At 67.4% G+C, this 11,805-nt stretch carries 13 protein-coding genes; 9 read left to right on the forward strand and 4 right to left on the reverse strand.

Features of this window, described 5'->3' with window-relative positions; genetic code table 11:
• Positions 1–163: 163 nt before the first annotated feature.
• On the forward strand, positions 164–937 hold the full coding sequence (locus G6N58_RS02040) for a fasciclin domain-containing protein (RefSeq protein ID WP_163907836.1): 774 nt from the start codon (positions 164–166) through the stop codon (positions 935–937).
• A gap of 71 nt (positions 938–1,008) precedes the next feature.
• Here G6N58_RS02040 and G6N58_RS02045 read toward each other — a convergent pair whose 3' ends face one another.
• Positions 1,009–1,806 (reverse strand): crotonase/enoyl-CoA hydratase family protein, encoded by a 798-nt coding sequence (locus G6N58_RS02045; RefSeq protein ID WP_115279931.1) that lies wholly within the window; start codon positions 1,804–1,806, stop codon positions 1,009–1,011.
• Positions 1,803–2,960, reverse strand: a complete 1,158-nt coding sequence (locus tag G6N58_RS02050) for a thiolase family protein (protein ID WP_115279930.1) — start codon at positions 2,958–2,960, stop codon at positions 1,803–1,805. Before G6N58_RS02050 ends, G6N58_RS02045 begins: the two co-directional genes overlap by 4 nt.
• 158 nt (positions 2,961–3,118) lie before the next feature.
• Here G6N58_RS02050 and G6N58_RS02055 point away from each other — a divergent pair, with 158 nt between their 5' ends.
• Positions 3,119–3,763 (forward strand): SDR family oxidoreductase, encoded by a 645-nt coding sequence (locus G6N58_RS02055; RefSeq protein ID WP_115279929.1) that lies wholly within the window; start codon positions 3,119–3,121, stop codon positions 3,761–3,763.
• A gap of 40 nt (positions 3,764–3,803) precedes the next feature.
• Here G6N58_RS02055 and G6N58_RS02060 read toward each other — a convergent pair whose 3' ends face one another.
• Positions 3,804–5,531, reverse strand: coding sequence for a DUF3556 domain-containing protein (locus G6N58_RS02060; protein ID WP_115279928.1), 1,728 nt, complete (start codon positions 5,529–5,531; stop codon positions 3,804–3,806).
• A gap of 36 nt (positions 5,532–5,567) precedes the next feature.
• Positions 5,568–6,275, reverse strand: a complete 708-nt coding sequence (locus G6N58_RS02065; RefSeq protein WP_197746391.1) for an NUDIX hydrolase — start codon at positions 6,273–6,275, stop codon at positions 5,568–5,570.
• Positions 6,276–6,359: 84 nt separating this feature from the next.
• On the opposite strand from G6N58_RS02065, the gene G6N58_RS02070 reads away from it, so the two are divergent.
• The 7 genes from G6N58_RS02070 (at position 6,360) to G6N58_RS02100 (ending at position 11,801) form a co-directional block, all read left to right on the forward strand.
• Positions 6,360–7,361 (forward strand): SPFH domain-containing protein, encoded by a 1,002-nt coding sequence (locus G6N58_RS02070; protein WP_115279926.1) that lies wholly within the window; start codon positions 6,360–6,362, stop codon positions 7,359–7,361.
• Positions 7,358–8,248 carry an NAD(+)/NADH kinase gene (locus tag G6N58_RS02075; protein ID WP_115279925.1) on the forward strand — a complete coding sequence of 297 codons (891 nt, stop codon included), beginning with the start codon at positions 7,358–7,360 and terminating at the stop codon, positions 8,246–8,248. Before G6N58_RS02070 ends, G6N58_RS02075 begins: the two co-directional genes overlap by 4 nt.
• 12 nt (positions 8,249–8,260) lie before the next feature.
• Positions 8,261–9,766: a class I SAM-dependent methyltransferase gene (locus G6N58_RS02080; RefSeq protein ID WP_115279924.1), complete on the forward strand. Its 1,506-nt coding sequence runs from the start codon at positions 8,261–8,263 to the stop codon at positions 9,764–9,766.
• Between the two features lie 123 nt (positions 9,767–9,889).
• A complete protein-coding gene (locus G6N58_RS02085; protein WP_232067696.1) occupies positions 9,890–10,231 on the forward strand; it encodes a nuclear transport factor 2 family protein in 342 nt (113 codons plus the stop codon).
• Entirely contained in the window at positions 10,228–11,067 is an 840-nt protein-coding gene (locus tag G6N58_RS02090) for an SDR family NAD(P)-dependent oxidoreductase (protein ID WP_115279923.1), read from the forward strand. The genes G6N58_RS02085 and G6N58_RS02090 overlap by 4 nt, the downstream gene beginning before the upstream one ends.
• A 109-nt stretch (positions 11,068–11,176) precedes the next feature.
• Positions 11,177–11,602 carry a nuclear transport factor 2 family protein gene (locus tag G6N58_RS02095; protein WP_115279922.1) on the forward strand — a complete coding sequence of 142 codons (426 nt, stop codon included), beginning with the start codon at positions 11,177–11,179 and terminating at the stop codon, positions 11,600–11,602.
• Between the two features lie 10 nt (positions 11,603–11,612).
• Positions 11,613–11,801 (forward strand): hypothetical protein, encoded by a 189-nt coding sequence (locus G6N58_RS02100; protein ID WP_147289392.1) that lies wholly within the window; start codon positions 11,613–11,615, stop codon positions 11,799–11,801.
• Positions 11,802–11,805: the final 4 nt, after the last annotated feature.

An 11,805-nucleotide genomic window follows, 5' to 3' on the forward strand; every position in this document is an offset into this window, starting at 1 on the left:
GACACTGACCTGCGTCTTTTGAGCGAAAGTCAAGCTCACCGTACGATCTGACCTGGCTTGATGCGCGCTGCGTCGCGTCTCGCCGACCGGATGAAACACAGCTTCTGTGCGTAACGGCCGACGGTGGCTTGACGACGTAAGAGGCGAGAGGAGCCTGCCCAACGTGACGACTCGATCGAAGACACTCGGTGTGGCCGCGGCCTTCGCCGCCATCACCTTCTCCATCCCGACCGCGGTGAACGCGTTCGCGGAGCCGTCCCCCAGCCCCACCCCGCCGCCGATTCCGCTGCAGACCTCCAGCGTCCCGCAGCCGGAGGGCCCGGAGTGTGGCACCTACAAGGAGTCCCAGGCCACCGGGTCGTTCGACTCCACCCCGGCGCTCACGGCATCGGCGGCCATCGCCTCGATCCCCGAGCTCAGCACCTTCAGCCAGGCCATCTCCGGCCAGGTCAACCCCGCCGTGAACCTGGTCAGCGTGCTGGACAACGGGCCGTACAACGTCTTCGCCCCCACCGACGAGGCGTTCGCCAAGCTGGACCCGAGCGAGCTGGAGCTGCTGAAGTCCAACCCCGAAGAGCTGACCAGCGTGTTGTACTACCACATGGCGCTGGGGTACCTGAGCCCGGAAACCATCGAGGGCAAGCTGACCTCGCAGCAGGGTTCGCAGCTCACGATCACCGGCAGCGGCGGTGACATCAAGGTCGACGACGTGGCCAAGGTGGTCTGCGGCGGCATCACCGCCCAGAGCGCGAAGATCTACATGATCGACACCGTGCTCAGCCCGGCCGGTTCGCTGCCGGGTACCGCGACCACCACGACGTCGCCCACCAGCACGTCGGAAACCAGCACCACCGAGACCACGACCACCTCGGCGACCTCCACCGAGACGCCGGCTCCCACAACGAGCCTGCCGGCTGAGGCTGCTCCGACCGCCTGAGCTACGCCGAGCAGACGCCAACTCGGATCGCCATTCGCCGCGATCGCCCGAGTTGGCGTCTGCTCGCCGTTCTACCGCGCCTTCCAGACCGGCTGACGTTTCTCGGCGAAGGCCAGCGGCCCCTCCTTGGCGTCCTCGGACCGGAACACCCCCACCATTTCCTTCATCGTGCGCGACCAGCCGTCCTTCTCGACGGTGACGACGCCGTCGTCCACGCCGTAGGCCACCCGCTTGCTGGCCTGCACGGCCAGCGGTGCGTTGCCGGCGATCCGCTCGGCCAGCGCCACCGCCGCGTCCACCACGGTGCCGTCCGGCACCACCTGGTTGATCAGCCCCCACTTGAGCGCGTCGGCGGCGGTCATGGGCTCGCCGGTGAGGACCAGCTCCAGTCCCACCTTGCGGGGCAGCTGGTCGACGATGCGGAACACCCCGCCGGCGGCGGCGATCAGTCCTCGTTTCACCTCGGGCAGCCCGAACTTGGCGCGTTCCTCGGCGATCACCAGGTCACTGGCCAGCGCCAGCTCCGTGCCACCACCGAGCGCCGTGCCGTTGACCGCGGCGATGGTGGGTTTGTCGATGAAGTGGCTCACGTAGCCGGCGAAGCCGTACTCCGGGTGTTCGGGGTGAAAGAGGTTCTCCCGCCGCGAGATCGCCTTCAGGTCCGCCCCCGCGCAGAACGACTTGTCCCCTGAGCCGGTGATGACGACCACCCGCACCTCGGGATCGGCCTGCGCGGCGGCCATCGCGTCACCGACGGCGGTGCTCACCGCGGCGTTGACGGCGTTGCGCGCCTCAGGCCGGTTGATCGTGATGATCAGGACGTTGCCGCGGCGTTCGGTGAGGGCGCCGGGTGCTTCGACGTCGCTCACAGCAGCTCGAGGATGGTCGCGTTGGCCTGGCCGCCGCCTTCACACATGGTCTGCAGGCCGTACTGAATTCCCTTGTCCCGCATGTGGTACAGCATCGTGGTCATGATGCGTGCGCCGGAACCGCCGAGCGGGTGGCCCAGCGCGATGGCACCACCGTTGGGGTTCAGCTTCTTCTCGTCGGCGCCGATGTCCTTCAGCCACGCCATGGGCACCGGCGCGAACGCCTCGTTGACCTCAAACACCCCGATCTCGTCGAGGCTCAGGCCGGACCGCTTGAGGACCTTCTGCGTTGCGGGGATGGGCGCGGTCAGCATGATCACCGGGTCTGCACCGGCCAGCGTGGCGGTGTGCACCTTGGCGATCGGCTTGAGTCCCAACGACTTCGCCTTCTCGGCGGACATGAACAGCAGCGCGGCCGAGCCGTCGGAGATCTGCGAGGAGTTGCCCGCGTGGATCACGCCGTCCTCCTTGAAGGCCGGCTTGATGCCGGCCAGCTTCTCCACCGATCCACCGCGGCGGATACCTTCGTCCTTGGTGATCGCGACCTCGTTGCCGTCGGCGTCCTTGGTGCGGATCCCGACGATCTGGTCATCGAACGCGCCAGAATCCTGGGCAGCGGCAGCCTTTTCGTGTGAACCGAGCGAGAACTGGTCCAGCGCGGTGCGGTCGAGACCCCACTGCTCGGCGATCATCTCCGCACCGATGCCCTGGTTCGGGGTCTGGCTGTACCGGGTCCGGAACGCGTCGGGGTAGGGGTGCCCGCCGTTGGCCAGCGAGGAGCCCATCGGGGTGCGCGACATCGACTCGACGCCACCGGCCACCACCACGTCATAGTGGCCGGCAACCACGCCGGCGGCGGCGAAGTGCACCGACTGCTGGCTCGAACCGCACTGCCGGTCGACGGTCACGCCCGGAACAGTCTCGGGCCACCCGGCCGCCAGAACGGCGGTGCGGGCGATGTCGAGGGCCTGCTCCCCAGCCTGCATGACGCAGCCCCAGATGACGTCCTCGACGAGCGCCGGGTCCACCCCGGCGCGTTCCACCAAACCGTTGAGGACCTGCGCCGACAGTTCCGCCGGGTGCACCCCCGACAGACCACCATTGCGCTTTCCGATGGGCGAACGCACCGCCTCGACGATCACGGCTTCTGCCATGGACCTCTCCTCCCAGATCGACTTCCGTCTTCCCAACCGATTAGTTGGTTGCCTGCATCGTTCTTAACACTTCGCGGGGGTACTCGGTATGGGTGGGTCGGAATTTCCGGCCCGGAGCCGCGGGTTGCAACCACGACGGAGCGAGACGAAGGAGAGTTATGTCTGCCATCACCATCATCGGAGGCCACGGCAAGGTGGCCCTGCACCTGGCCCGGATCCTCACCGCCGACGGCCACCAGGTCTCCTCGGTGTTCCGCAATCCCGACCACGCCGACGAGGTGGCCGCCACCGGTGCCCGACCGGTGGTGGCCGACATCGAGAGCTCATCGGTCGACGAGCTGGCAGGACTGCTCAGCGGACAGGACGCGGTGGTGTTCAGCGCGGGTGCCGGCGGCGGTGACCCGGCGCGCACGTACGCCGTCGACCGCGACGCCGCCATCCGGGTGGTCGACGCGGCCGGGCAGGCGGGGGCGCGGCGTTTCGTCATGGTGTCCTACTTCGGTGCCGGCGCCGATCACGGTGTGCCGGAATCGAACTCCTTTTACCACTACGCCGAGGCGAAGGCGGCCGCCGATGCCCACCTGCGGGGCACCGACCTGAATTGGACGATCTTGGGCCCCGGAAGTCTCACCCTCGATCCCGGCACCGGCCGCATCGCAGTGGGCAAGGAGGGCAAGGTGTCCCGCGAGGACGTCGCCGCCGTGGCCGCGGCCACCCTGGCCGAGGACGCCACCATCAAGCGCACCATCGAGTTCAACAACGGCGACACCCCGATCGCCGAGGCAATCAGGGCCGGTCGATGAGCTCGAGGCACGAGAGCGAGGGAGGGCCGGACGCAGAAAATCAGGAGCTGACCGAACGGCTGCCCGTCACGTGCACGGGGACGGTGTCGTCCCAGGGTTGGCGGGTCACCATGTCGGCGACCTCGAGGTAACCGCGCTCGAACTCGCCGGTGGCGGCATCCACCAGCCGGTACTGCTGGGTCTGGCGGTGGATGGGCTGGGCGTCGAGCATGACGATGCGCACTTCGCCCGGTTCGAAGTGGCAGCGGCTCTGCAGGGCGGCCACCAGCTGCTCGTTGCTCATGTGGCCGTCGCCGAAGTTCCAGCCGATGGCGGTGGAGACCATCCGCTCACCGTCGGTCAGGGTGTACTCGTCCTCGTTCTGCCCGGCCATCGCACGGTGTGCCAACGTGAACAGCGCCCTGCCATGGGTGTTGAACGCACGGAATGCGTATCCCATGTACATCGGGATCTGAGCGGCTTCCTTGCTGCCGTAGAACCGCTCGAGCTGGGCGGCCGGCATGCTGGCGATGGCCACGATCCCCCGGGCGATCTTGGCTTCGGCCGAGGGTTTGATGCACCACAGCGAGGTGTCCCAGTTCCCGGCGTAGTACCGCATTCCCGGCAGGAAGGACACCTTGCGCGGGAACAGGTTCCCGATCACGACGGTGCCGGCGACGACCAGGAAGAGCACGATCGGCAGCGGGCTCTGCATATCGGCCAGCCCCACCTCGGGGTGACCGACGAACAGCGCGAGCACCGCGAACATCATGAAGACGTTCCACTCCAGCGGCACCCCCATCGGAATGGACGAGAGGATCCCGAAGTGGAAGATCAGCATGATGGCGGCAGCGATGGTCCCGACCCAGCCGCCATGGGAGAAGAACAGCACCAGCGGCACCAATCCCTCGATGGCCGTGGAGAAGTGGGCCAAGAACCGCGACCGCGCCCCGGGACGGAGGTCGTCGGGGAAGCGCTCGAAGAACTTCCGTTTGATTGCCGGTGAGCGGAAGACGGGGTTGTTGCTCATCATCGTCGAGATGACGAACGGGAAGTGCTTGTTGAGCTTCGAGGTGGCCGCACCCAGCCAGATCACCAGGCACACCAGCTTGGCGGCCAGGATCATGTCGATCACGCTGTAGGACGCGAACACGCACGCCACCGCCAGGGAGCCGTACACCTCGCCGCGGGCGGCCAGGAAGATCACCTTGTCCCGCAGTCCGATCAGTGCCAGCAGACCGAGCACGGCCCACAATTGCCAGGCCGGCAGCACCCCTGCGCCGGGGCCCGCGCCGTCGGAGAACAGCGCGATCATGAGCACCACCAGCAGTGCCCCGTAGACGGCGGCGTCGAACGGGGTGCGGTGGTCACCCCGGGTGAGCGGGATCCGGTTGGGCCACGGTGGCAGCCGGATGGTGCCGGGGCGCAGCCAGTAGAGGATCGAACCCATCGGCGGGAAGAACCGGTTGTTCAGCGGGCCGAAGCCGCAGCCCAGGCCGACCACCTCGAAGAGCATGGTGTAGAGCACCACCTTCTGGAACACGATGGGCTCGTTGAACCATTGCGCGACGTTGGTGAACCCGTCGACACCGCGGGTGGTGAGGACCACCAGCCAGGCACCCAGGATGTAGGCCAGGATCTTGATCACGTAGAACAGGTGCAGGGCCACCGGGGTGCCGAAGCCGACTTCGGCCCAGTGCCGGGCCATCGGCACGATCTTCTCCGCGCGGGTGCCCTTGCTCCACTGCTCGAAATCGATCTGCGGGGTCGTCTGCTTGAGAAATCCCATGCAGGTCAGATTAGAACGTGTTCTAGTCTGACGGAATCAGTTCGTCGATTCGGCGCGGAGCATCGGCGGGTGCAGCAGGCGCAGCTCACCCCGACGATACAACTGCGCGGGCCTGCCGCCGTCGCGCGTGGTGGTGGCCCCGGTGGGCACCAGGAAGCCGTCCGCTCCGGTGACCTTGCGGTGAAAATTGCGACTGTCCAGGCTTGTGCCCCAGACGATCTCGTAGACCCTGCGCAGTTCGGCGACGGTGAACTCCGGGGCGCAGAACGTGGTGGCCAGCGGGGTGTACTCGAGTTTGGCGCGCGCCCGCTCGAGGCCGTCCGCCAGGATCTGGTTGTGGTCGAACGCCAGCGCGGACGCCTGCAGGTCCACCACCGGCGTCCACCGCGCTCCCGCCGCATCACCCCCGGCCACCGGCACCGGCAGGTCGGGCGCGAGGCCCAGGTACGCGACGGTCACCACCCGCATTCGGGGATCACGTTGTGGCGCACCGTAACTGGCGAGCTGTTCGAGATGCACCCGGTCGGCGGGCAGGGCGGTCTCCTCGTAGAGCTCGCGGGCCGCGGCGGCGTCCAGGTCCTCGCCTGCGCGGACGAATCCGCCCGGTAGTGCCCACCGGCCGAGGAAGGGCTGTTCGCCCCGGCGGACCACCATCGCCACCAGGGCGTCGGCGCGGATGGTGAGGGCCACCAGGTCGACGGTGACGGCGACGGGCGGATACGCGGTGGGGTCGTAGCGCGTCACCCGCTCACCATAATCGTCGTGTTGACGAAAAGCCATCATGTCACTTATCGTCAGTACGACGATAACGATCAAGGAGGTGGCCCCATGGCCGTCATCAGCAACTATCCCTTCGTCCGTCACCTGCGTGTTTCACCCACGGCGCACATCCGTGCCCTGAGCCGCGGCAAGGTGGTCCACGACGGTCCCGGGCTGGCATTCTGGTTCCGTCCGCTGCCCGCCTCGATGTCGGAGGTGCCGCTTGACGACCGTGAACTTCCGCTGCTGTTCCACGCCCGGACCGCCGATTTCCAGGACGTCACGGTCCAGGCGACGGTCACCTACCGGATCGTCGACGCCGGGCTGGCCGCTCAACGCATCGACTTCTCGATCGACACGGCCAGCGGTCGCTGGCAGGGCAGCCCGCTCGAACAGGTTGCGGGCCTGCTGACCGAAACCGCGCAGCAGCACGCGCTGGACCTGCTGGCCCGCACCACCCTGGTGGCGGCCCTGGCCGATGGCATCAGCGCCGTCCGGGCCCGGATGAGCGACGGCCTGGCCCGCGACACGCGCCTGGCCGAGACGGGCATCGCCGTCATCGGGGCGCGTGTGGTGGCCATCCGCCCCGAGCCGGAAGTGGAACGGGCGCTGCAGACTCCGACCCGCGAGCAGGTGCAGCAGGACGCGGACAAGGCGACCTTCGAACGTCGGGCGCTGGCCGTCGAACGCGAGCGGGCCATTGGCGAGAACGAGCTGCAGACCAGGATCGAGCTGGCTCGCCGCGAGGAGGAACTGGTGGCGCAGAAGGGCGCAAACGACCGGCTCAAGACCCAGGAGGAATGGGCGGCCGACGCCATCGCCACCGAGGCCAGGGCGCGCCGCGACGTCCAGTTGGCCGAGGCCACCGCACAGGCCACCCGACTGGTGGGAGCTGCTGAGGCCGACGCCGAGGTGGCCAAGCTGGCGGCCTACCGCGATCTGGACGAAGCCGTGCTGCTGGGACTGGCAGTCAAGGAACTGGCCGCCAACCTGCCCAACATCGAGCACCTGGTGCTGACCCCCGATCTGCTGGCCCCGGTGCTGAGCAAGCTGGGAGCGCGGGCATCATGACGCTCGCGCCTCGGGTGGTGTTGGTGCACCGCCGCACCGAGCTCGACGACGCCCTCGCCCGCCACGGCACCCACGGCCAGGCGTCGTTCTTCCTGACCAGCCGCGGCCGTGACATCGGCGAGCTGGAGACCCGGCACGCGCTCAACGACGCCGCGCTCAAGGCGGTCTCCGCCGCCATCCCGGCGGTCTGGCGCCGTGGCCGAGTCGAGCGGGCCGACCTGTCGCGGTTCCTGTTCGAGCCGGAGGACGTGGTGGTGGTCGTCGGACAGGACGGGCTGGTGGCCAACACGGCGAAGTATCTGGACGGCCAACCGGTGCTGGGCATCAACCCGGACCCGGAGCGCAATCCGGGTGTGCTGGTGCCGCACTCCCCCGTCGCGGCCCCCTCGCTGATCAGCCGTGCGCTCGACCCGCGCAGCGACGTCGAGTTGCGGGCGATGGTCCAGGCCCACACCGACGACGGTCAGCGCCTGCTGGCCCTCAATGAGATCTTCATCGGGCATGCCGGTCACCAGACCGCCCGCTACACCGTGGCGTTGGGTGACGGGCGCGCCGAAGCGCAGGCCTCGTCGGGGCTGATCGTGTCGACCGGCACCGGCGCCACCGGATGGTGCCGATCGATCTGGATGCAGCGCCACAGCAGCGTCGCGCTCCCCCAGCCGGTCGAGCCGCGGCTGGCGTGGTTCGTCCGGGAGGCCTGGCCGTCGCCGGCCACCGGGACGACGTTGACCGAGGGTGAATTGTCGGACTCTTCGCTGGCCATCTCGGTGGAGTCGGACCGGCTGGTCGCCTTCGGCGACGGGATCGATGCCGACGCACTGTCCCTGTCCTGGGGGCAGCGGGTGACCGTGCGGCTGTCCGACCGGCGGCTGCGACTGCTGTACTGAGACCATGGTCGGGTGCGATACGTTCTGTTCCCCGGCCGCCACCACGTGCTGACCCGGTTCCAGGCGCAGTACCTGGCCGAGTTGAGCGGTCCTGACACCACGGTGATCTGGGCCGTCACCAGTGCCAACCATCAGAACACCCGGCGCAATCCGGTCCCGGCCCACCGTCGTGAAGCGGCGATCGAGCTGTTCTCGCAAGCCGAGGGGATTCGCTCGCTGGTGGTGCCAGTGGTCGACGTTCCGCCGGATCGGCGGTTCGCCGAGATCACTTGCAAGGCCGTCGCGCATGCCACCGGGCTCACCCCGAGCCCGGCCGACACCGTGGTGGCCTGTTCCACGCCCGCGGTCGCCACAATGTATGAGCGCCTCGGCTTTTCGATTGCACCGGTAGAACGTGATCACCCAGACAACCCGCCGTACCCGTGGCAGGTGTTGGAGCAGATCGCGACCGGCGCTCCGTGGCGCGAGGACGCCCATCCCGCCACAGTGGACGTGTTCGACCGCTACGGCCTGGCTGAGCACATCCGCACCCTCAGCGCCGACCCGATCGTCAGCAGTGAGGGCGCACTGACCGACACGCGTGATTACCGTTCCTACAGTGCGGCTTTCGACGCCGCCGCCGAGCGCAAGTGGGCGCAGGCCCGGCCGTATGTACAGCCGGGACGCATCGTCGACATCGGGTGCGCAGCTGGCGCCATGCTGGAACTGGTGGCCGCCGACCCGCAGTTCGCCGAGTCCGACCTGTATGGGATCGAGGTGGCCCGGCACCTGTTCGAGGAGTGCGAGCACCGCAAGTCCCAGGGGGTGTTCGCCAATCCCAACACGTTCTTCTACCAACGCAACATCCTGGCGGGGACGGTGTTCCCGGATGCCAGCGTGGACACCACGCTGACCTTTGCCCTCACTCACGAGATCTACAGCTACGGCGACGCCGCCGCGTCGCTGCGGTTGTTCGCCGACACCATCGCCCGCCACACCGCTACCGGCGGGGTGTGGATCACCTCCGACGTCTGCGGCCCGGATGACCCGGACCGTCTGGTGCGCTTGACCTTTCACGAACCTGGCGTCGGGCACCCGACTGTGGACCTGACCGCCCTGCCCGCGATTGACGTACACGACCACCTGAATGCGCTGAACCCCGCGCAGCGCTTCGGGCAGTTCGCCGTCGACTTCCGACGCAACGCCAAAGTGCCGTTCGCCTACGACGTCATCGACGATCACACCGTCCGGTTGCGCCTGGCCGACGCCATGGAGTTCCTCACCCGGTTCAGCTACACCGACAACTGGCTGTCGGAAACCCACGAGCAGTTCTGCGGATTCTCCTGGGCCGACTGGGTACAGCTGGCCGGCGAGGTGGGCTTGCAGGTGGATCCCCGATCCGGGCCGTGGCGCAACGAGTGGTTGGTGGCCAACGTCTTCGAGCCCGCGGCGGCGTTGTTCGACGACGATGGCAACTCGCTGGACTGGCCGGTCACCCACGTCTTGTTGGCTGCCCAGGCGGGCGTGGGCGGGCGGTAGCCCCGGTATCAGTCCGAGTCGGAAGGCGCCGCGGGGTCGATCAACGCCCTCCGCAGGGGACTTTCGGGCACGCTGAGACCAGGGGTTGACCTTCCCCTTATGGCAACCTCCATCGTGGTGCCCATGACCAACACAGAATGGGAAACACTCCCAGACACCGTGAAAACGTTCATGACCGCACTCGACGCCCGGCAGGTGGAACAAGCTCTGGCCACCCTGACCGCCGATGCCGTGGTGACCGATGACGGCCGCGACCACACCGGCACCGACGAAATCGGCACGTGGGTGGCCACCGAAGGCGCCCAGTTCACCTACACCACCGCGTTCACCGGTGCGTCCAGCACCGAGGCCGGGGTCGTCGTCGGGCAGCATCTGGAGGGCAACTTCCCCGGCGGCGTCGTCGACCTGAACTACCGGTTCACCCTCGACGGCGGCCTGATCAGCCGCGTGGTGATCGAGCCATGAGCCGGCGGTGGTTCATCACCGGTGGCACACCCGGCAACTTCGGGGTGGCGTTCGCCGAGACGGCGCTGCAGGCCGGCGACCGGGTGGTGCTGACCTCCCGGCGCCCACAGGAACTGGCGAGCTGGGCCGAGCAGTACGACGACCGCGTGCTCGTCGTCGCGCTCGACGTCACCGACCCCGCCCAGGTTGCCGAGGCGGTGCGGACCGCCGAGGAGCATTTCGGCGGTATCGATGTGCTGGTCAACAATGCCGGCCGCGGCTGGTTCGGATCGATCGAGGGGATGGACGACTCGGCGGTGCGGTCGATGTTCGAGCTGAACTTCTTCGCGGTGCTGTCGGTGACCCGCGCCGTGCTGCCGGGGATGCGCGCCCGCGGCACCGGGTGGATCGTCAACATCTCGTCGGTGGCCGGGCTGGTGGCGGCGACCGGATTCGGTTACTACAGCGCGACGAAGTTCGCCGTCGAAGCCGTCACCGAGGCGCTGCGCACCGAGGTGGCCGATCAGGGCATCTCGGTGCTGGCCGTGGAACCGGGCGCCTTCCGCACCAACGCCTACGCCGGCTTCGCCGACGAGCCCGTCGCCGAACCCATCCCGGAGTACCACGACATGCTCAAGCAGGTCCAGGCCACCTTTGTGGAGATGGACGGCGCTCAGCCCGGTGATCCGCACCGCGGCGCCCGGGCGGTCATCGCGGCGATGGAACAAGACACCCCGCCCAAGCGGCTGGTCCTGGGCAACGGCGGATACGACGCCGTGGTCGAGACCCTGGAAGGCGCCCTGGCCGACATCCGGTCCGGCGAGGCCCTGTCCCGCACCACAGATTTTCCCGAGTGATGGGGTGCAGGGTTCATCGAAGGACGCAAATGCGTGAGGTTCCTACGAGTGGATTCTGGAAGCGTGAGCCGAAAGTCGGATCGCGCCTTGCGTTTTGAGGAGGATATCAATGAATCAATCAAATGCTTATCTCGTGGTGAAGAACCTTTATGACGCTTACGATCGTGGTGATGAAGAGGCGTTCTTTCGTGATTTGTCGCCTAACCTCACCTGGGTCGAGAGTGTCGGATTTCCGGCACCGGGAATATTCCACAACAGAGCAGAGATCAGGGCCAACGTTTTCGATGTTCTAGAGCGAGATTTCACGGTGTTCCGATACAGTCTCGACACCTTGATAGATGGTGGCGAGTTCATCGTTGCATTTGGCACTTATCGGGGAACTCATCGCGTGACGAAGAACAACTTCGAGTCGCGAGCTGCCCACGTCTGGCATGTCCGCGAGAATCTGATCGACAGTTTCGAGCAGTTTGCTGACACCGAGGTCATCCAGCGTGCAGCGGCTCACGATCCCGGTGATCCGAAAGAGAGTTCCTGAGCGATCCGTCATGTCCAGAGGCATCGCTGACAGTGGGTGTCCGGGGACTTCGGTGATGGTGGTGCAGGGGTGGGTCGGTGACGACGACTCCGCCGTCGATGCCAACGACGATGCCCTGTGCGTCAACGACGGCCACCCGCTGGCCTGGCCGGTCACCCGCGTCCTGTTGGCCGCCACGGCCGTTGCCGTCGGGCGATAGCCCC

This window comes from Mycolicibacterium tokaiense, from assembly GCF_010725885.1.
Taxonomy (GTDB): domain Bacteria; phylum Actinomycetota; class Actinomycetes; order Mycobacteriales; family Mycobacteriaceae; genus Mycobacterium; species Mycobacterium tokaiense.

What these genes read in the sequence shown, in the direction of transcription:
- G6N58_RS02050 (WP_115279930.1), bottom strand. Translation starts at nt 2,960, where the DNA reads ATGGCAGAAGCCGTGATCGTCGAGGCGGTGCGTTCGCCCATCGGAAAG.
- G6N58_RS02055 (WP_115279929.1), top strand. Translation starts at nt 3,119, where the DNA reads ATGTCTGCCATCACCATCATCGGAGGCCACGGCAAGGTGGCCCTGCAC.
- G6N58_RS02060 (WP_115279928.1), bottom strand. Translation starts at nt 5,531, where the DNA reads ATGGGATTTCTCAAGCAGACGACCCCGCAGATCGATTTCGAGCAGTGG.
- G6N58_RS02070 (WP_115279926.1), top strand. Translation starts at nt 6,360, where the DNA reads ATGGCCGTCATCAGCAACTATCCCTTCGTCCGTCACCTGCGTGTTTCA.
- G6N58_RS02075 (WP_115279925.1), top strand. Translation starts at nt 7,358, where the DNA reads ATGACGCTCGCGCCTCGGGTGGTGTTGGTGCACCGCCGCACCGAGCTC.
- G6N58_RS02085 (WP_232067696.1), top strand. Translation starts at nt 9,890, where the DNA reads ATGACCAACACAGAATGGGAAACACTCCCAGACACCGTGAAAACGTTC.
- G6N58_RS02090 (WP_115279923.1), top strand. Translation starts at nt 10,228, where the DNA reads ATGAGCCGGCGGTGGTTCATCACCGGTGGCACACCCGGCAACTTCGGG.
- G6N58_RS02095 (WP_115279922.1), top strand. Translation starts at nt 11,177, where the DNA reads ATGAATCAATCAAATGCTTATCTCGTGGTGAAGAACCTTTATGACGCT.
- G6N58_RS02100 (WP_147289392.1), top strand. Translation starts at nt 11,613, where the DNA reads ATGTCCAGAGGCATCGCTGACAGTGGGTGTCCGGGGACTTCGGTGATG.